Here is a 19,595-nt window from a genome sequence, read left to right as displayed (position 1 = left end):
TCTCCGCAGTCTAAGGGGCTATGCCCGCTGCCCATCCTCACCGTGCCTTCGTTGGTTTCATTCTCCTGGTGCTCACGGTGGCCCTGCTATGGCGCCCGCACCACGTCCCAGAGGGCACCCATCCTGGGGTTTCCCTCAAAGAAACCCTCCCCCACATTCCGCGCCTCGCGCAGCGCATCACCGTCATAGGCTATGAGCGCTCGGCCTTTGGCAACGGTTGGGCACCTGCCTCCCAGTGCAGCACCAGGGAGGCCGTGGCCGCCGCGCAACTTGGTGAAGAATCGGTGCGCGATTGCCGCATTATCGGCGCTAGCCTCGATCCGTATTCCCACACCCCGCTTAATCCCACGGGCATAGATATTGACCACCTCTATCCTCTGGCGGCCGCCTGGGATATGGGTGCCCATGCCTGGACTCCCGAGCAGCGCCAGCGCTTTGCCAACGATCCCCTCAATCTCGTTGCGGTATCCCGTGAGGAAAACCGGGAAAAATCCGATAGCCTTCCCTCCGAATGGCTGCCTTCTTATCCCGGAGCACGGTGCTGGTATGTCCGCCGAATAGCGCTCGTGGCGGCTACCTATCGCCTGCCGCTGCCTCGGGAGGACGTAGCAGTGATGAAGGCTCAGTGCCGGTTTAGGGAACTACCAGGAACCTTATTAGGCTAAAGGGCGCACTGTACCCCGAAAGGCGTGATCTTTTTGTATACCGTACTCCTGATTCTGCACGTGCTCACGGCGATTCTCTTCCTCGGCCCAGTGACCGTGGCAGTATCGTCCTTCCACGTTCACGCGGTCAAGGCCAAGGATAATGACTCCCAGGCCGCTGGCATGGCCAGCCTCATGCACCGCATCACCACCACCTATGGCGTGCTCTCCCTGCTTGCCCCGCTGCTCGGTGTGGCCGTGATGTTCACCGATCCCGGCACCTACTGGAAGAACGGGGCCTTCCACGCCGCTCTGCTCCTGGCGTTGATCGCTTGGGGTTTGCTGTTCTTCCTCATCATTCCGCGCCAGAAAAAGATGATGGCCGCCCTGGGGCTGTTGGAGGCCGATGAGATTGCCGAGATGTCCAAGGATTCCAAGGCCGGTGTGACGATTGCCGATTGGAATAAGGCCAAGGGGCAGCTTTCCATGTTCGGTGGAATCTTCAGCTTCCTGTGGCTGGTGATTTTGGTTTTGATGTTCGTCTAGGCCCGTGTCCCAGCGCACACTGCCGCACACGCTCAAGGGGCCGCGCAGCACATTCCATTAGTGTGCTGCGCGGCCCCTTATCTGCGCGCTACCGCAGTCTGGGAATACAGAGAACTAGTAGCGATCCCTGCGTCCCTCGCGGCGATCTCCGCGATCACGGCGCTTGAAGTCGCGCTTGCCACCACGGTCGCGGTCACCACCGCGCTGGTAGCCGCCGCGATCGCGCGGCGGGCGGCCCGTATCCGGCTCGATGTTGATGAGCTGGCCGGAAATGCGGGTATCGGAAAGCCGATCAAAGACCTCACGCGGCAGACCCTGCGGCAGTTCCACCAGGGTGTGATCCCCAAAGATGGAGATGCGGCCAAAGTCTTTAGAGTTCAGCCCACCCTCGTTGGCCAGGGCGCCCACGATGGCACCGGGGCGCACGTGCTGGCGCTTGCCCACGGAGAGGCGGTACATCTTCTTGCCCGGCTCCGCCTCGAAGCGGCTACGCCCGCCACGGCGATCATCGCGGCGGTCGTCGCGGTCAAAGCGATCTCGACGCCCACCTCGGCGGTCATCGCGCCTATCGTCGCGCTCAAAACGCTCGCGGCGGTCCCGGCGAGACTCCTTGGGCTGCTCCTTCATCAGGAACTCGTCTCCAGCCTGGGCCTGGGTGGCCAGGGCAGCTGCGATGTCCTCTAGAGGGATGTCGTTCTTCTCGGAGTAGCTCTTCACCAGACCCCTGAAAATGTCGATCTGGGAGTCCTCTAGGGATTGGGTGATGGAATCGGCAAACTTCGCCTTGCGGGATTCGTTCACCTCGTCCACGGTGGGCAGATCCATCTCGGTGAGCGGAGCGTTGGTGGCCCGCTCGATGGAGCGCAGCATGCGGCGCTCGCGCGGGGTCACAAAGAGGATCGCCTCGCCGGAGCGGCCCGCACGCCCGGTACGCCCAATGCGGTGCACATAGGATTCCGTGTCATTAGGAATGTCAAAGTTCAGCACGTGGCTGATGCGCTCCACGTCGAGGCCGCGGGCGGCGACGTCGGTAGCCACCAGAATGTCCAGGCGGCCATCCTTGAGCTGGTCCACCGTGCGCTCGCGCTGCGCCTGGGCGATGTCGCCGTTGATGGCGGCGGCGGAGAAGCCACGGGCGCGCAGTTTCTCGGCCACCTCTTCGGTTTCGTTCTTGGTGCGCACGAATACGATCATGGCCTCGAACTCCGTCACCTCAAGAATCCGGGTGAGGGCGTCGAGCTTATTGCGGTGGGCCACGTGCAGCCAGCGCTGGGTGATGTTGGTGTTGGTGCGAGTCTTGGACTTCACCGTCACCTCACGCGGATCGCTGAGGTACTGCTTGGAGATGCGGCGGATGCCGGCGGGCATGGTGGCCGAGAAGAGGGCCACCTGCTTATCCTCCGGGGTGTCCTCCAGGATGCGCTCCACGTCCTCCTGGAAGCCCATGTTGAGCATCTCGTCGGCCTCGTCGAGCACGAGGAAGCGCAGGTTCGAGATGTCCAGGGAACCCTTTTCCAGGTGGTCGATCACGCGGCCGGGGGTACCCACGATGATCTGGGCACCGCGGCGCAGCCCGGAGAGCTGAATACCGTAGGCCTGGCCGCCGTAGATGGGCAGCACGTGGATATTGCCGAGGTGATCGGCAAAGGACTGGAAGGAGTCCGCCACCTGCAAGGCCAGCTCGCGGGTGGGGGCGAGAACGAGCGCCTGGGGGGAGCGCTCGGAGACGGTGATTCGGGAAAGAATAGGCAGCGCGAAGGCTGCCGTCTTGCCGGTACCCGTCTGGGCAAGGCCCACGACGTCGTTGCCCTCCATGAGGAGGGGGATCGTCTGAGCTTGAATCGGAGAGGGATTTTCAAAACCCACCTTGGACACGGCCTTGAGGACGTTATCGGGAAGACCGAGGCTATCGAATGTGGGCTGGTCGTTGTCCGCTGCTGCGGAGTCGGTAGCCTCAGAAGTCATCGCGTCCCTGGTGTCTTGTTCCCCACCCTGCGATAGTTCCTGAGATTCCGACGCTGTCATGGTATCCGGCTCGCTGACGCCGCCGGTGGCGTTATCGGTAATGCTCATTGTTTCCCCAGGATACGCCACAATGAGTATTTTCCGGCATTGCCCAGGTAAAAAGCCGAAATACCTAGGACACCAATGTTTCTCGTCCTCGCAGCCAGAGCAAAGCCGCCGTCAAGGAAAGCACACCACAAAGGGCAAAACCCCAGCCAAAGCCCCACGCCTGGGCCACGGTTCCCACCACGATGGGTCCCAGGATTGCCCCGAAATCCATAGCCATCTGAAAGTTCGCCAGCACCTTCCCTCCGGAACGCTGCGCGCCCACCACGTCGGCCACCACGGCCTGCTGCGCCGGGGTGAGCATGCCCGCACCCGCACCGGCTCCCACGGAGAAGGCCAGGAGCAGCGGCAGAGTCTCGGCCACGCCCATCAGCCCGGTAAAGAGCCCATTGACCACCAATCCCGTCACGATGAGTGGCCTGCGCCCCACGGAATCCGCCAAGCGCCCGGAAAATTGCAGGCACACCGCATTGCCCAGGGCAAAGGCCGTGAGCGCAAAGCCCGCCGCGGCCCCCGATTGTTGGAAGATGGCCGCCACAAAAAGCGGCAACGTAGCCACCCGCACCCCAAAGTTCGACCACCCATGCGCAAAGGCGCTCACCAAAGCGCTGCGATAGGCGGAATCGCGGTAGGCCTCGCGGAAACTCATCGGCGCGCGCTCATCGGCACCCTCGGGCTTATCGACGCCCCGGGGCATGCGCAGCCACACCACCGCGACGGCCACCATGAGCGTGGCCCCGTAAATAACAAAGGGAATACGCATACCCAGCGGGGCCAGCACCGACCCCACCAGCGGGCCGAGGATACCGCCCATGAGGAAGGCCGAGGCGTAGGCGGAAGAACAGCGCCCTCGTATCTGTGGCGGGGCAAGCCCCACGATGAGATTCATGGCCGAGACGGTAAACATCGTCGAACCCACCCCTGCCATGCCGCGCAGCAGCAGAATCTGCCAGTACTCCTGGGCAATGGAAAGCGCCGCCGTGGTGAGCGCCACCAGCACCAGCCCGGTGAGGTACATGGCGCGAGAGCCCAGGGCGTCGATAAGCCTCCCCGAGACGGGCGCAAAGACCAGCCGGGATAGCGCAAAGACCGATACCACCGCGCTGGCGGCGGCCATGCCCACGTCAAAGGTTTGAGCGAACTGCGGAATGATGGGCGCGATCAGCCCATAGCCCAGGGCGATGAGGAAGGCGGCGGTGACGAGCACCCGTATTTCCCTGGGAATCACGATGAGGTTTTTGGCCATAGCAATTCCACCCTAGACCTCCCGCACCCAACCGAGTAAGATTAGAACACATGTTCACAAATAACGCCCCTTCGCCCCGTCCGCACGCTACCGTCTCGGGCATGAAGAACAGCCACGCCACCGTCACTCCCCTCGCCAATCCGGCCCTGAGTTTTACCCTGGCCGAACACCTCCGCGAGCACTATGCCCCCGATCTCTCCGCCGTGCAGGCCATCCTGCGTCATCCTCGGTGCCTGGCGCGCACGGCCTCGACGTGGCGTCCACCCACGCGCGTGATCCCCGATCCCCTTTCCGGCGGAGAACTCATCGTGGCGCTCACCCGCCATCGCATTGGCCCGCGTGCACGGGCCCGTATCCGGGGCTTCGACCCCTCCCACACCGCCGCCTATCTGCTCAGCCTCCGCTTTAGCCGCACAGATGGGCAGCCCGTTCACCCCGCCACCGCCGAGGCCTGGGTGCGCGCCCTGCTGCCCGAGGAATCCATCGACTCCGTGCATGAGTTCCTCGGAGAGTCCGCCCCCACCTATCGCTGGTGTGTGGACGGGCGCTTTCAGCCCGTGGCTTCTCCGGCTTCCCTCTTCGCCGGAGCCTCGGCCGCTTAGCTGTTTGCGGTGCCCAGATCGTGAATATCCACGCGGGCATACCGGGATACCTCTGCCATGAAGGTTTGCTCATGGCAGGTCATCACCACCCCCGTTCCCGCTGCCAGGTAGGAGGCCACGATCTGATGTAGGCGTTGACGGCCAAGAAAATCACAGCCCACCTCCGGCTCGTCGAGGGCCAGCACGCGGCGGTGAAGCTCGCCTGCCCCTAGCACCTGGGCGCAGCGCAGATCGCTCGCGCACAGGTCGAGGGGGTGTGCCTCGGGGTCAAGGCCCCATTTCCGGCATACCTGTTCCCCACCTGCCATTGCCGCCGTGCGGGAATCAATCACCTGGTCCTCGCTGCGCTGCAAGGCGAGGGCCACCGGGTGTTCGGGGGCCGCCGCTCCATCGAGTCCGGCGAGTGCTCGCAAAAGCGAGGTTTTCCCCGTCCCATTCGGACCGCGCAACCACGTCACTCCCCCACAGCGCACGGTTATGGTCTCGGGTCCGCAGTGGAAATCCTTACCCCGAGTGGCCGTCACCCCGCTGAAAATCGTGCTTTCCGTCCGAGGGAATACCGGAGCCGGAAGATCGTGGTGACGCTGGGGAGCCTCCTTATTCAACCGCTCCCCGTCCCACCACAAAACCGTGCCGGATAGCCCTGGAACCGGGGCATAGCCCACCACCAATACGCTGCCTCCCCGCCGTGCCACGTGGGCGCACAGCGAGATCACCGCGCCCGCCGAGTCCGCATCCAACCCCGCGCAGGGGGAATCGAGGATGAGAATATCGGGGGCGAGCACCGCCACGCTGGCGATGGCTAAGCGGCGGGTCTGCCCTCCCGAGAGCTCTCCCGGCGCCGCCTCCGCCAGGGCTTCCAAGCGTAACTGCCCTAAAATCTGTGCCACCCGTTCGCGCATGGCCTGCGGAGGTACACCCCGCTGTTCCAACCCAAAGGCCACCTCCTCGCACACGGTATCGCGCAATCCGCTCAAGGCTCCCTCGGCGTCCTGGGTAACCATCATGGCTCCATCGTGAGCCCGCGCCACCCGGCGGCCAATGGTGGAACGTCCGCTGCCGGAATCGCCCACCACCTGAACAATCTCCCCCGGCCGCAGGTATTCTCCCAGCAACTCCGCCGCTATCTCTTGAGTATTCACAGCGCCACCTTTGCTATCACGATCATCACGCAGAGCAGCGGAATGAGCCAGCGCACCAGCCGCTGCCCTGTGGAGTCGGGAACCGGCCGCAGCACCGTGCGCGCACCGGGCAGCCCCACCCCAATGGTCTCTAGGGTGTCCGCGCGGCGCACCGCACCGCTGACCACCTGGGTTATCAATGGCAGAACCACCCGGGGAATCACCGCCAGCCCTTTCGTGGAGCGCCCGGCTAAGTCATTAGCCTGCCGTATCTTCCGAGCCACCACCCGCACCTCCGGGGCCAGTTGCAGGGTCGCCCCCACCACGTATCCCAAGGAGGCCACCACGCCCGCCCCCTGCAAGGCTTTGGCAAGGTCCGCCACGCGAAAGGAGGCCACCGCTGCCACCACGGCCGTCACGAGCGCCAAGAAGCGCAGGGACAGCACAGCCGCCACCACGAGGCCGTCGCTAGTAAGCAGCGGTGCGATGGAATTGTGCCCATGCGGGGCGTGAATAATCAGCATGGACGCCGCCACCGGGGCGCTCAGGCCCAGGCTCCACGCGGGTACTCGCCACGCGGGGTGTCGCGCCGCGCTCAAGGCCCACGCCAGGGCCACCACGCAGCCCGATACCCACGGGGAATTGAGTCCCACCACGAGTATCCAGGCGCTCGCCGCGAGAGAGAGGCTGGTAAAGGGATGTGGGCTCTTCCCCGCAGGCGTGGCCTCAGACATCCTCGCCCCGCAGCCCCGCGAGAGTGCGCTTGGGCAAGATCCCCAAGGTCTGCCGCACCAGAGCAAAAACGATGATCTTATCTAGGGGATCAGAGAGGAAAGATTGCAAGGTAACCGCGCTGAGCAGGCTATTGCCCATCGCACGGAAGGCCGATACCAGCGCTCCCGTGCCCACGCCCGCCGTACCGCCGTACACAAAAGCCGCCACCGGCGCAGACACCATGCCGCACACAATGCCCAGCACGGCTCCCGACGCCACCAGGGTCCACCACCGCTGCAAAGCGCCTCGGGAAATCAACCAGCCGCCGAAGCCGCCGACGAGCGCGCTCACCGCCGCGAAGGGCAAGGCCGCGGGATTGAGTAGGCCCCACACCACGGAACTCAGCGTGCCCGTGGCCAGACCAACCAGCGGGCCGGCCAACGCCGCGATGAGGATGGTGCCCAGGGAATCGAGGTACAGGGGCACCCCGATACTGCCCACGATCTCCCCCACCACGATATTGAGCACCAGGGCCATAGGAATCAGCGATACCGTGCGCACCGGAATAGAGGGCAAGGTAGCGGCAAGAAGAGCCAGCGCCCCGCCGATATATCCGGCCAGCGTAATAAGCGCCGGGGTGGAACCACCCACCGATTCCCAATCAACCGGACGCGCAAATACCAAATAAAGCCAGGTGCCAACGATACAGATAACGCCAAAGGCGGCAAGAAAACGGCGTGACAGGCTCATAGGAAAACTCCTTGGGGCAGGGGCAAGAGCACCCCTATAACCTATGTCACCTCGGCCGGGGTAGCATTTTCGGAAAAAATACTAACACTGCGGCGCCGGTAGTCGGCCTATTTCTCCCGCTTATCCCACTGCTCCCGCAATAACGCAGCAGCGCGCAATAATTCCCGGTGCCCACCCTGCACATCGGCTTCCCGCACCAAGAGGGCATTGGGCTTGCCCTGCCAGTGCCCGCGTAAATCGGCCACCGTGGTGCCTCGGAGCAAGGCGGAATCGGCCTCCACGTCCACTCTGGCGGCGGTGGCCTCAAAGTCCACTTTTCCGAGCGCGATCATGCAGGTGAAAAGATCATGGATCTGGGCTAGGTAGCCCTCCCCCTGGTCTCGGTGAAACTCAAAATAAAAACGGAGCAGCTCGGGCAACTCCCGCGCTATGGGCACCTCCCCCAGTGCTTCTATCAATGCGCCCAGGGAATCCGGATCGAGGGTAAAACGCTCCGTTACCCCCAGCGAACACACCGTGATGGGCTCTCGCGCCTGGGCAAAGGCCCTCTTTGCCGCGTGGGGATCTACCCAGGAGTTCCATTCAGCCGTGGGGGTGGTATTACCCGGATAGAGGTATGCCCCGCCCATGAGTGTGGCCTCGGGCCACGCGCCCCACAGGGCCAGGTGCGTGGCTGGCCCGAGCACGATCACGTGTGCCTGTGGGTGGCGCTCCCACAGATCGCGCCATTCTTGCGAGGGTTCTAGCGGAGGCTCCGGCGAGGCCTGGAGGTATCCCAGGCCGGTGAGGCCGTGGGTTTCCGGGGTGGTTACCAGCTCTACTTCCAGGGGGCCGGGTTCCCCCGCCACCACCGGAATATCCGTTATGCCGCAGCGGCTCAACACATATCTGCTGTTGCTCGCCGCCTGTTGCGCGGTGGTATTTCCCGCCGTGCAGGTAACCCCACACAGCTCTATTTCACCGGCCAGGTGCAGCGCCGACGCATAGATCAGGGCGAGGGAATCGTCTATGCCGGTATCGCAATCGAGGAGAACCTGGGGAACTATTCTTCTTCCCCCTCGGCCTCAGCCTCATCGGCCTCGTCAATATCGCCGTCTGCCGGATCGTAAATCTCCGGCTCCTCATAGTCATCCTCGTCAAAAGGCAGGAGCTGTTCTTCCCAGCTTTCCGCCTGGTCAGCGGCCAGGGAAAGCACGTCGAAGAGCTTGTCAAAGTCGGTGAACTCACCCAGCTCCAAAATCTCCTCGCCGCCCAGATCGGCTCCCTCGCTCAGATCGCTAAAGAGGCGCTGGCGATCCTCCTCGGAAAGCATGGCGTGGCCATCCGATTCCCAGAGCTCGTCAATGGCCTGATCTACCAGGTCATCAAAGGTTTCCCCCGCGCTGATAAAGCTCACCCGGGCGGTGGGGTGGCCGTCGATAAGCTCCACGAACACCTGCACCTCGGAGTTCTCCGCCACCTCGGCGCGCACGAGGTTGGGTTCCAGGGCATCCTGATAAAAATCCAGGTCGCTAATCCGCTCATCGGTACCTTCGAGCAGATCGCGCAGCACGGTCACCACCTGATCGGTGGCGATGTGATGCGCCACCGTGGCCACGGCATCCTCCACGGAGAACACCACAGAAACCAAGACAGCCTCGAAATCCTCGTCGTCCTCGTCCACATCGGCGGCGGCGATATAGACGTTCGCAGCAGGCAGGAGGGCGTCAATTTCTACGAACTGAATCTCCACCTCGGAGGTGATGGGGACGAACAACACCTCACCACCCACGCGGGCTTCGATGCCATCGGAATCGAGAGCAGCGGCGATGTCCTCAAAGAAGCTCATGATCTTGCGTACCTTCCCAACGACTTCCCAACGACAAGGAAATGAACACGCCCTAGCCTAGCCGCGCCGCGCGCCCCTCGCCCGTCACCGACATTCGCCCAGTTCATGCGCGGTGTCCCGGTGATGTTCTACGGTGGTGTTTATGGTAAATCTCGTTGACCGCGATACCACGCTCTGCGTCTCGTTGGCCGCCCGCCCCTCCAACCACGGAGTGCGCTTTCATAACTGGCTTTATGCCCAGCTAGGCCTGAACTATCTTTATAAGTCCTTTGCCCCGGAGGACATCACCGCAGCCGTGGTGGGTATTCGGGGCCTGGGTATTCGCGGGGCCGGGGTCTCCATGCCGTATAAGCAGGAGGTTATCCCCCTGATCGACGCCCTCGACGCCTCCGCGCAGCGCCTCCAATCCGTGAACACCATCGTGAACGAGAACGGCCGCCTCACCGGCTATAACACGGACTACATCGCCGTGCGCTCCCTCGTGGAATCGCACCAGATTGATCCCGCCCTCCCCGTGGCGCTGCGCGGCTCTGGGGGAATGGCCTCAGCCGTGGCCACCGCCCTTGCCGATCTCGGTTTCCAAGGCACCATCGTGGCCCGCAATCACATGACCGGTTCCGCCCTGGCCTCCCGCTTGAATTGGGAGTTTTCCACGGAGGTGCCGCAGGATGCCGCCTTCCTCGTCAATGTCACGCCCCTGGGAATGAGCGGGGCGGACGAGGACGTTCAAGCCTTTAGCGACGCCGAGCTCTCCCGCGCTCGCGCCGTGTGCGACGTCGTGGCCTCGCCCGTTCTCACCCCGTTGGTGCGCCGAGCCCGCGAACTAGACCTTCCCATCATCAACGGTGGCGAGATCATCGCCCTACAGGCTGCGGAGCAGTTCGCCCTTTATACCGGCGTTACCCCTACCCCCGAGCAGGTACAGGCCGCCGAAAACTACGCACAGGAGGACCACGCATGAACACCCCCGATACTTCCATGCCCCGCAATCCCACCGCGCGTGCGCTCGTCAAGGGGCTCGACCGCGCCGTGCGGATTCAGGCCTCCACCATCGAAGCCTACGTGGAGCGGCTGCGCCGCCAGCATCCCGACGCCTCCCCCGAGGACCTTCAGGACCGGCTGGACAAGCACTTCCTCCGCCTGGTCACCGGCTCCGGAGCCTCGGCCGGCGGCGCCTCCGCCATTCCCGGCGTAGGCCTCTTCACCGGGGCCGCCGCCATCAGCGCGGAATCCCTCGTATTTCTCGACGCCGCCGCCTTTTACTCCGTGGCAAGCGCCTATGCCCAGGGCGTAGACGTGCGGGACCCCGAGCGCCGCCGCATGATCGTGATGATGTGCCTGCTGGGAAGCTCGGGCACCGCCGTCGTTGATGTCCTGTTGCCCTCGGGCGTCGATAAGCTCTCCGTTCCCAGCGTATCCCGGCTTTCTGGGTCCGCCCTTGGCAATATCAATAATCGGCTGCTGCGCACCGTGCTCAATCGCACCACCAAGCGCATGGCCGGGGCGTGGCTCGGCAAGCTCATGCCCTTCGGCATTGGTGCGGCGGTGGGGCTCATCGCCAATCGCAAGATAGCCAAGCGGATGATCCGCCACACCCGCGAGGCTATGGGGGAGCTTAAAACGTAAAAATCTCACGACCCGAACCCCCACATTCGGGGGTAACAGCATATCCTGTATGACGTGCGTATCCTGGGGGAGCACCCAGAGATATTCGAAGATGATTACAGTAGACGGTTAAAGTCGAGTACGCGATGACAACCCACCAAAGGAAACGAGGCGAGTAACTGCCGTGAGCAGCGCTAACAACTTCGGCCAAAATCAATGGCTGGTCGATCAGATGTACCAGCAGTGGCAGAAGGATCCGCAATCCGTGGCCCAGGAATGGCGCGATCTTTTCTCCAACCAGGGCGCTACCTCCTCCACCCCGGCTGCCGAGCCTCAATCAGATTCGGCCGCGTCCGCACCGGCTGCCACTACCTCCACCGCCTCCGCGCAATCCGCTCCTGCTCCGCAGAGCAACGAGCGCGCGGTCATGGCCCCGGAGAGCAGCAAGACCTCCACCCCCGTTGGTTCCCCCGCTCGCCCCAAGCCGGTGCGCACCAAGCCCTCCTCCCCGCTCGCGGACATCGCGGAGTTGCCGGAGGCCGGAGCCACGCAGCTCAAGGGCACCTTTAAGGCCATCGCCAAGAACATGGAGGAATCCCTCACGATTCCCACGGCCACCACGGTGCGCGATATGCCCGCCCGGCTCATGTTCGAGAACCGGGCCATTATTAATGACCATCTGCGTCGCACCAGCGGTGGCAAGATCTCTTTCACCCACATCATTGGTTGGGCGTTGGTGAAGGCCACCCAGATTCACCCCGCGATGAATGTGCGCTACGAGCTCAACGATGCGGGCAAGCCCACCGTGGTGAACCCGGAGCACATCAACCTCGGCCTGGCCATTGATCTGCCTCAAAAGGATGGTTCCCGCGCCCTCGTGGTGGCGGCCATCAAGGAGACGGAGAAGATGACCTTCCGCGAGTTCCTGGATTCCTACGAGGACATCGTGGCCCGCTCGCGCAAGAACAAGCTCACGATGGATGACTTCCAGGGCGTGACCATCTCCCTGACCAACCCCGGTGGCATCGGCACCCGCCACTCCATTCCCCGCCTGACCAAGGGGCAGGGCACCATCATCGGCGTGGGCGCGATGGATTACCCGGCCGAGTTCGCCGGGGCTTCCACCGATCGCCTCGCGGAATTGGGCGTGGGCAAGCTCGTGACCATCACCTCCACCTACGATCACCGCGTGATCCAGGGCGCCGAATCCGGCGAGTTCCTGCGTGAGATGTCCCGCCTCCTCGTCGATGATGAGTTCTACGACGAGATCTTCGCGGACATGGGTATCCCCTACTCCCCGATGCGCTGGGCCCAGGACGTTCCCAACCAGGGAATTGATAAGAACACCCGCGTTATCCAGCTCATTGAGGCCTACCGCTCCCGCGGCCACCTCATCGCGGACACGAACCCGCTGCACTGGCAGCAGCCCGGGCTCCCCGTGCCCGATCACAGCGACCTCAATATCGAATCCCACGGCCTGACCATCTGGGATTTGGACCGCCACTTCAACGTGGGTGGCTTCGGTGGCAAGGAGACCATGACCCTGCGCGAGGTGCTTTCGCGCCTGCGCGCCGCCTACACGCTCAAGGTCGGCTCCGAGTACATGCACATCATGGACAATGATGAGCGCCACTGGCTCCAGGATCGCTTGGAGGCCGGTATGCCCAAGCCCACCACCGCGGAGCAGAAGTACATCCTGCAAAAGCTCAATGCCGCCGAGGCCTTTGAGAACTTCCTGCAAACCAAGTACGTGGGCCAAAAGCGCTTCTCCCTGGAGGGCGCGGAATCCCTCATCCCGCTCATGGACTCCTCCATCGACACCGCCGCGGGCCAGGGTCTCGACGAAGTTGTTATCGGTATGCCCCACCGCGGCCGCCTCAACGTGCTCTTCAACATCGTGGGCAAGCCGCTGGCTCAGATCTTTAACGAGTTCGAGGGCAACATGAAGCAGGGGCAGATCGGTGGCTCCGGCGACGTGAAGTACCACCTGGGCGCCGAGGGCCACCACCTCCAGATGTTTGGCGACGGCGAAATCAAGATCACGCTCACCGCCAACCCCTCTCACCTTGAGGCAGTGGACCCCGTGATGGAGGGCATCGCCCGCGCCAAGCAGGACATCCTGGACAAGGGCGAGGATGGCTACACCGTCATGCCGCTGATGCTGCACGGCGACGCCTCCTTCGCCGGCCTGGGTATCGTTCAAGAAACCCTCAACCTTGCCCAGCTGCGCGGTTATACCGTGGGCGGCACGGTGCACGTGGTGGTCAATAACCAGATTGGCTTTACCACCACCCCAGATTCCAGCCGTTCCTCCTACTACTCCACCGACCTCGCCAAGGCCTACGATTGCCCGGTGTTCCACGTCAATGGCGATGACCCCGAGGCCGTGGTGTGGGTGGGACACCTCGCCACCGAGTACCGCCGCCGCTTTGGCAAGGACGTATTCATCGACCTCATCTGCTATCGACGCCGCGGCCACAACGAGGCCGACGACCCCTCGATGACGCAGCCGACGATGTACGCCCAGATCGAGAACCGCCCCTCCGTGCGTGCCCAGTACACCGAGGACCTCTTGGGCCGTGGCGACCTCAACTCCGAGGAGGCCGAGGCCGCCGCCCGCGACTTCCACGATCAGATGGAATCCGTGTTTAACGAGGTCAAGGAAGAAGAAAAGAAGGGTGCCCAGGAGCAGACCGGCATCGCTTCCTCCCAGGAGCTCACCCGCGGCCTGGATACCTCCATCAGCCGCTCCGAGTTGGTGGAGATCGGTGAGGCCTATGCAAATCCGGGCGATGACTTTGAGTTCCACCGCCGCGTGAAGAAGGTGGCGCAGCAGCGCGCCACCTCCGTGCGCGAGGGAGGCATCGACTGGGGTTGGGCCGAGCTCATCGCCTTCTCCTCCCTGGCGAACTCCGGCAAGCTCGTGCGCCTGGCCGGTGAGGATTCCCGCCGCGGTACCTTCACCCAGCGCCACGCCGTAGTCTTTGACCCGAATACCGGCCAGGAAGCCAATCCGCTGGCGGACCTTGCCGCTGCCAAGGGACAGGGCGGCCGCTTCCTGGTGTACAACTCCGCGCTCACGGAATACGCGGGCATGGGCTTCGAGTACGGCTACTCCGTGGGTAACCCCGAGGCCCTGGTGGCCTGGGAGGCCCAGTTCGGTGACTTCGCCAACGGTGCTCAGACCATCATTGACGAGTACGTTTCCTCCGGTGAGGCCAAGTGGGGCCAGCTCTCCTCCGTGGTGCTGCTGCTGCCGCACGGCTATGAGGGCCAGGGGCCGGACCACTCTTCTGCTCGCATCGAGCGCTTCCTTCAGTTGGCGGCCGAGGGTTCCATGACCATCGCCCAGCCCTCCACCCCGGCCAACCACTTCCACCTCCTGCGCCGTCACGCGCTGGGAAGCATGAAGCGCCCGCTGGTGGTATTCACACCGAAGTCCATGCTGCGTAACAAGGCCGCGGTTTCCGCGCCCGAGGACTTCACCGAGGTCACCACCTTCCAGTCCGTGATTAACGATCCCAATAAGGTGGATCTTTCCGGCAATGCGGTGGGAGATACGGAGAAGGTGCGCACCATTCTCTTGGTCTCCGGCAAGCTCTATTGGGATTTGGAGAAGCGCCGCGCCAAGGAAGGCCGCGACGATATGGCGATCGTGCGCCTTGAGATGCTGCACCCGATCCCCTTCAACCGGCTTAGCGAGGCCTTCGCCCACTACCCCAACGCAGAAGAGATCGTGTTCTGCCAGGACGAACCGGCCAACCAGGGACCGTGGCCCTTCCTCCACGAGTACCTGCCGGAGCTGATTCCGGATCTGCTGCCCATGCGCCGCATTTCCCGCCGCGCGCAGTCCTCCACCGCCACGGGTATCGCCAAGGTGCACCAGGCGGAGCAGGAGCAGCTGCTCAACGAGGTGTTTAAGGCTTAACGCGCCACCTCACCCCAGAAAAAAGGGGCGGGGCCAGTTACAAGAATTTGTGTACTGGCCCCGCCCCTTTTTCTTAGTCTAAATAGATGCGTTATCCCGATACCACTCCTGCGCGGTTTCTTGAATATCGCCGGAGGATTCGGCTTCTTCAATCAGCGTTTCTACATCGTGCGTGGTAATCAGGCGGGTAAGCCTATTCATTTCTTTGAGGGCTTCCCTATTCACGCTCAGTTTGCGGAATATGGGCAGAATATTCTGCGGTAGCACGTCTCCCTCGCTCACCTCCGCCGCGCAGCCCTGCGCCGGGGAGGGATCGGGCACTCCGTATTCATAGCTCAGCGTTCCCATGAGCGTTTCATAGGTGCGCTGGAATCCTTCTTGGGAATTAGGGTTGCTATCGTCCCCGCTCAATTCCTCACTGAGCTCCGCGGCCTGCCGGGGCGAGGAGTGGCTGAGCAATTCCCCCGTGCACCCCACGATCATGTCCGTCTCCGGGTCCATGAGCCATTCCAGGCGATTATCCCCCGGTAAGTCCTTGACCACCACGGTGGAGGCCACGTTTTCTTCCGCCATCGCCAACCGATAGAGATTGGCGAGCACCTGCTGCTCCGTGGAGTTAGAGGCCGCCACAATGCGCATTCCCACGGGCTGTTGTTCCTGGGCATCGGGGTTTTCTGGTTCCGCGGAGGAACAGGCGTTGAGAGCGAGGGCCGCGCTCATCAGCGCGGCCAGGCAGGCAGAAAAGCAGCGGCGAATCATGCCGGATATGTTACTCGGCGTTGGGTACCGTTCCCAGGTTCATCTGAGCGATGGCGTCGCGCGCCTGCGGGGCGAGGCTGGGTTCGCACAAAATGTCATAGCGGCCCGCCACGATGGTCGTGGCGGAAGTGAAGTCGCGCTGGCCGCGAGTCATGGCATAGGGCACCGCCGCCATGACCACGCCGAAGAAGGCACCCATGATGATGCCGGTCAGGATGGGGGCTACAAAGTTTTCATCGAAGATTCCCAGGAGCAGGCCGATGAAAATACCGATCCAGGCACCAGAGAGCGCACCGCCACCGAGCACGCGGCCCCAGGTGAGCCTTCCAGTCACGGATTCCACCTCCATGAGGTCCACGCCCACGATGGTGAGGTTATTGACCGGGAAGTTGTTATCGGAGAGGGTATCCACCGCGCGCTGAGCCTGGGCGTAATTTTCAAAACTGCCCACCGGCCACCCGGAGGGGCGCTCCCGAAGAAGCGGATTGCGCGGCTGATTATTGCCATTGACGGGAGTAGTCATAAGGGGTTCCTTTCATCTCTTACCCCTGATGTAACGCCGCGGTAGGAACAAAGGTTCCCCTTTCCTGCTGCCTTCATCACCGACGGCCGTCGCCACGTTGCATATGCCATTGAGCTGTACACTGTGAATCCATGAGTGCAGTCACCCGCGTATATTCCGGCAGGCTCTCCGGCATGGTAGTGCGCGGCCCCGATATGGATACCATCGGTCGCGTGCGCGACGTGGTGGTTAATATCCGCCCCGAGGGCCACACCTCCCGTGCCCTCGGCCTCGTTGTGGAATTGGTCAATAAGCGGCGCATTTTTGTGCCCATGCTGCGCATCGCGGCTATCGAGCCCGGCGACATCACCCTAGTCACGGGTTCCGTTTCCATCCGTTCCTTCCAGCCCCGCACCGGGGAATTGACCATCATGGGCGATCTGGTGGGCTCCAAGGTGCATACCGACGAGCCCGAACTGGAACACCTGCACGGACGCGCCGTCGAGATCGCAGACGTGGAACTAGAGCGCAGCCGCACCCGGGATTGGGTGCTCTCACGCGTGGCGGTTTTCGGTTCTCGCCAGCGCTTTGCCCGCTCGCGGGAACTCTTCACGGTAGATTGGCAGTACGTGCACGGTATCAGCGCCGCCGGCGTGGGCCTTTCTAATAGCCTGGCCGATACCATCGCCGCCTTTGAGGATATGCGCCCGGCGGACGTAGCTAATTACCTCCACTCCCTGCCCGCCACGCAGCGCAATCAGCTGGCTAATGAGCTTGGCGACGACCGCCTGGCCGACATCCTCCAGGAAATGCCCGAGGATCACCAGGCGGAACTCCTCGAAACCCTAGACATTGAGCGCGCCGCCGACGTTCTCGAAGAGATGGATCCCGACGACGCCGCGGACATCCTTCAAGAGCTGCCCGATAACACCGCCGAGGTGCTGCTCGAACTCATGGACCCGGAGGAATCCGCCCCGGTGCGCCGCCTGATGAGCTTCTCCCCGGACACGGTGGGCGCGCTCATGACCCCGGAGCCGCTGATTCTCAGCCCGCAGACCACGGTGGCCGAGGCCCTGGCCCTGGCGCGCAACCCAGAGTTGCCCACCTCGCTGGCCTCCCTTATCTTCGTGGTGCGCCCGCCTACAGCCACCCCCACGGGCCGTTATCTGGGCTGCGTGCACCTGCAAAAACTCCTGCGCGAGCCCCCTTCCACGCTGATCTCGGGCATTCTCGACCCCGATCTTCCCCCTCTTTACGCGGATGATGACCAGGAAACCGCCGCCCGCTACTTTGCCACCTACAACCTGGTGTGCGGCCCCGTGGTGGACGAGGATAATCACCTGCTGGGAGCCGTGGCCGTGGATGACCTCCTCGATCACCTGCTGCCGGAAAACTGGCGCGAGCACGGCCTGCGCCCCCATACCCCGCTGACGGAGGAGAAGAATCATGGCTGAACGCGAACGCCCTCACTTCCTCGATACCCCGGTGGCGGGTTCCAAGCGCAAACTCATCAATATCAATGATGACGCCGTGGGAGCCCTGGCGGAAAGGGTTGCCCGCTTTTTTGGCACAGGGAAGTACCTCATGTGGCAAACGGTGATCGTGATTGTGTGGATTGCGCTCAACGTGGGTGGCTTCTGGTGGAACTGGGACGCATATCCCTTCATCCTGCTCAACCTCGCCTTTTCCACCCAGGCCGCCTACGCCGCCCCCCTGATCCTGCTGGCTCAAAACCGCCAGGAGGACCGCGATAAGGTGGCGCTCAATAATGATCGTCGCCGCGCGGAGCAGACCAAGGCGGATACGGAGTTCCTGGCCCGTGAACTCGCGGGCGTGCGCCTGGCCGTAGGCGATATGGTTTCCCGCGACTATCTGCGCCATGAGCTAGAGGATGTGCACGCCCTCTTGGAGCGCATCGAGGCTAAGCTTGACGACGCCGCCGCCGAGGCGATGGACTCCCCCGAGGATCTGCGCGAACCCACGCAGGGTGACCTCAGCTCCTCATAGCGGGAGTAAGATAATACGCGATGTCTACCCTGAGCGAATCCGATGTACGCAAGGCCCTCTCGCGCGTGGAGGACCCAGAACTAGGCAAGCCGATTACGGAACTAGGAATGGTGAAGTCCATTTCCATTGAGGGCTCTGCCGTGTCCGTGGAGATTTACCTCACCATCGCGGGCTGCCCCATGCGCGATACGCTGCAAACCAATACGCGGGCGGCCGTCGCAGAATTGCCGGGCGTGGACTCCGTGGAAGTCACCACGGATGTGATGAGCGATGAGCAACGCCGCCAGTTGCGTGCCTCCCTGCGTGGATCGCATAGCGAGCCGGTAATCCCCTTTGCCCAGCCGGATTCCACCACCCGCGTTTTCGCCGTGGCCTCGGGCAAGGGTGGAGTGGGTAAATCCTCCGTCACGGTGAATCTGGCCACCGCACTGGCCGCCCGTGGGCTGCGCGTGGGCATCGTGGACGCCGATATTTATGGACACTCCGTTCCGCACCTCATGGGCTCCGATCAACCCCCCACAGTGATGGAGGAGGACATGATTCTTCCCCCCATTGCCCACGGGGTGAAGTTCATCTCCATCGGTCAGTTCGTGGAGGGCAATGCCCCGGTAGTGTGGCGCGGCCCCATGCTGCACCGCGCTATCCAACAATTCCTCAGCGATGTGTTCTGGGGAGACCTCGATGTGCTGCTGCTTGATCTTCCCCCCGGCACCGGCGACGTGGCTATCTCCGTGGCACAACTGGTGCCCAATGCGGAACTCCTCATCGTGACCACCCCGCAGGCCGCCGCCGCCGAGGTGGCGGAGCGCGCGGGCTCGATTAGCCAGCAGACCCGCCAGCGCGTAGCAGGCGTGATTGAGAATATGTCCGCGATGGTGCTTCCCGACGGCACCGTCATGGAGGTCTTTGGCTCCGGTGGCGGCGAGCAGGTGGCAGAACGACTCAGCACGCTCACTGGCGCGGAGGTGCCGCTCCTCGGCCAGATTCCCCTGGACCCGGCGCTGCGCGTACACGGAGATACGGGCACCCCGGTGGTGCTCAGCGAGCCGGATTCCCCCGCCGCCCAAGCCTGCGCGGGGCTGGCGGAAAAGTTGGCGGTGCGCCGCCAATCCCTGGCGGGGCGCCCCCTGGGGCTGGGCGTGACCCGCTCCTAGCTCGGCAGGCTTTTAGGCTCAGCGCGTTCTTAAGCTCAGCAGGTTCAGCAGGTGAGCCCAGCCGGGTAACTCGGAGGTGGTAAGCGGCCCAAAGCCACAACCCGGCGCGGTAGCAAGGG

At 63.2% G+C, this 19,595-nt stretch carries 18 protein-coding genes; 9 read left to right on the top strand and 9 right to left on the bottom strand.

The window, feature by feature from the left end; genetic code table 11:
- Positions 1 to 20: 20 nt before the first annotated feature.
- Together Clow_RS06015 and Clow_RS06010 are read left to right on the top strand one after the other, a co-directional pair.
- On the top strand, positions 21 to 665 hold the full coding sequence (locus Clow_RS06015) for an HNH endonuclease family protein (protein WP_082418567.1): 645 nt from the start codon (positions 21 to 23) through the stop codon (positions 663 to 665).
- Positions 666 to 698: 33 nt separating this feature from the next.
- Positions 699 to 1,190: a hypothetical protein gene (locus tag Clow_RS06010; RefSeq protein ID WP_055178027.1), complete on the top strand. Its 492-nt coding sequence runs from the start codon at positions 699 to 701 to the stop codon at positions 1,188 to 1,190.
- Positions 1,191 to 1,304: 114 nt separating this feature from the next.
- On the opposite strand, the gene Clow_RS06005 is transcribed toward Clow_RS06010, so the two are convergent.
- Positions 1,305 to 3,263 carry a DEAD/DEAH box helicase gene (locus Clow_RS06005; protein ID WP_055177768.1) on the bottom strand — a complete coding sequence of 653 codons (1,959 nt, stop codon included), beginning with the start codon at positions 3,261 to 3,263 and terminating at the stop codon, positions 1,305 to 1,307.
- Positions 3,264 to 3,327: 64 nt separating this feature from the next.
- Positions 3,328 to 4,506, bottom strand: coding sequence for an MFS transporter (locus Clow_RS06000; RefSeq protein ID WP_055177766.1), 1,179 nt, complete (start codon positions 4,504 to 4,506; stop codon positions 3,328 to 3,330).
- A gap of 101 nt (positions 4,507 to 4,607) precedes the next feature.
- On the opposite strand from Clow_RS06000, the gene Clow_RS05995 reads away from it, so the two are divergent.
- On the top strand, positions 4,608 to 5,108 hold the full coding sequence (locus tag Clow_RS05995; protein WP_069724589.1) for a hypothetical protein: 501 nt from the start codon (positions 4,608 to 4,610) through the stop codon (positions 5,106 to 5,108).
- On the opposite strand, the gene Clow_RS05990 is transcribed toward Clow_RS05995, so the two are convergent.
- The 5 genes from Clow_RS05990 to Clow_RS05970 form a co-directional block, all read right to left on the bottom strand.
- On the bottom strand, positions 5,105 to 6,250 hold the full coding sequence (locus Clow_RS05990; protein ID WP_055177761.1) for an ATP-binding cassette domain-containing protein: 1,146 nt from the start codon (positions 6,248 to 6,250) through the stop codon (positions 5,105 to 5,107). The two genes, Clow_RS05995 and Clow_RS05990, sit on opposite strands and share 4 nt — an antisense overlap.
- Positions 6,247 to 6,963: a CbiQ family ECF transporter T component gene (locus Clow_RS05985; RefSeq protein WP_069724583.1), complete on the bottom strand. Its 717-nt coding sequence runs from the start codon at positions 6,961 to 6,963 to the stop codon at positions 6,247 to 6,249. The genes Clow_RS05990 and Clow_RS05985 overlap by 4 nt, the downstream gene beginning before the upstream one ends.
- A complete protein-coding gene (locus Clow_RS05980; protein WP_055177757.1) occupies positions 6,956 to 7,693 on the bottom strand; it encodes a hypothetical protein in 738 nt (245 codons plus the stop codon). Before Clow_RS05980 ends, Clow_RS05985 begins: the two co-directional genes overlap by 8 nt.
- 107 nt (positions 7,694 to 7,800) lie before the next feature.
- Complete coding sequence (locus Clow_RS05975) at positions 7,801 to 8,739, bottom strand: nucleoside hydrolase (RefSeq protein ID WP_055177755.1); 939 nt, start codon at positions 8,737 to 8,739, stop codon at positions 7,801 to 7,803.
- Positions 8,736 to 9,521, bottom strand: a complete 786-nt coding sequence (locus Clow_RS05970) for a hypothetical protein (RefSeq protein ID WP_055177753.1) — start codon at positions 9,519 to 9,521, stop codon at positions 8,736 to 8,738. The genes Clow_RS05975 and Clow_RS05970 overlap by 4 nt, the downstream gene beginning before the upstream one ends.
- 142 nt (positions 9,522 to 9,663) lie before the next feature.
- Between Clow_RS05970 and Clow_RS05965 the strand changes: the two genes are divergently transcribed.
- The 3 genes from Clow_RS05965 to Clow_RS05955 all read left to right on the top strand — a co-directional run bounded on the left by Clow_RS05965 (position 9,664) and on the right by Clow_RS05955 (position 15,054).
- Positions 9,664 to 10,482 (top strand): shikimate 5-dehydrogenase, encoded by an 819-nt coding sequence (locus Clow_RS05965; RefSeq protein ID WP_055177751.1) that lies wholly within the window; start codon positions 9,664 to 9,666, stop codon positions 10,480 to 10,482.
- Positions 10,479 to 11,147, top strand: coding sequence for a hypothetical protein (locus tag Clow_RS05960; RefSeq protein ID WP_055177749.1), 669 nt, complete (start codon positions 10,479 to 10,481; stop codon positions 11,145 to 11,147). Before Clow_RS05965 ends, Clow_RS05960 begins: the two co-directional genes overlap by 4 nt.
- Positions 11,148 to 11,310: 163 nt before the next feature.
- A complete protein-coding gene (locus tag Clow_RS05955) occupies positions 11,311 to 15,054 on the top strand; it encodes a multifunctional oxoglutarate decarboxylase/oxoglutarate dehydrogenase thiamine pyrophosphate-binding subunit/dihydrolipoyllysine-residue succinyltransferase subunit (RefSeq protein WP_055177747.1) in 3,744 nt (1,247 codons plus the stop codon).
- Positions 15,055 to 15,132: 78 nt separating this feature from the next.
- On the opposite strand, the gene Clow_RS05950 is transcribed toward Clow_RS05955, so the two are convergent.
- Positions 15,133 to 15,813, bottom strand: coding sequence for a hypothetical protein (locus Clow_RS05950; RefSeq protein ID WP_055177744.1), 681 nt, complete (start codon positions 15,811 to 15,813; stop codon positions 15,133 to 15,135).
- Between the two features lie 10 nt (positions 15,814 to 15,823).
- Positions 15,824 to 16,336, bottom strand: a complete 513-nt coding sequence (locus tag Clow_RS05945; RefSeq protein ID WP_055177741.1) for a general stress protein — start codon at positions 16,334 to 16,336, stop codon at positions 15,824 to 15,826.
- A gap of 131 nt (positions 16,337 to 16,467) precedes the next feature.
- On the opposite strand from Clow_RS05945, the gene Clow_RS05940 reads away from it, so the two are divergent.
- Genes Clow_RS05940 through Clow_RS05930 form a run of 3 tightly spaced genes read left to right on the top strand, consistent with a single transcriptional unit; the run spans position 16,468 to position 19,476 of the window.
- On the top strand, positions 16,468 to 17,769 hold the full coding sequence (locus Clow_RS05940) for a magnesium transporter MgtE N-terminal domain-containing protein (protein ID WP_055177739.1): 1,302 nt from the start codon (positions 16,468 to 16,470) through the stop codon (positions 17,767 to 17,769).
- Positions 17,762 to 18,322 carry a DUF1003 domain-containing protein gene (locus Clow_RS05935; protein ID WP_055177737.1) on the top strand — a complete coding sequence of 187 codons (561 nt, stop codon included), beginning with the start codon at positions 17,762 to 17,764 and terminating at the stop codon, positions 18,320 to 18,322. The genes Clow_RS05940 and Clow_RS05935 overlap by 8 nt, the downstream gene beginning before the upstream one ends.
- Positions 18,323 to 18,342: 20 nt before the next feature.
- The gene (locus Clow_RS05930; RefSeq protein WP_055177734.1) at positions 18,343 to 19,476 is read left to right on the top strand and encodes an Mrp/NBP35 family ATP-binding protein; all 1,134 of its coding nucleotides are present in this window, start codon (positions 18,343 to 18,345) and stop codon (positions 19,474 to 19,476) included.
- Positions 19,477 to 19,595: the final 119 nt, after the last annotated feature.

The organism is Corynebacterium lowii, from assembly GCF_001412085.1.
Classification (GTDB): domain Bacteria; phylum Actinomycetota; class Actinomycetes; order Mycobacteriales; family Mycobacteriaceae; genus Corynebacterium; species Corynebacterium lowii.
This window is presented reverse-complemented; position numbering and strand designations above follow the sequence as displayed.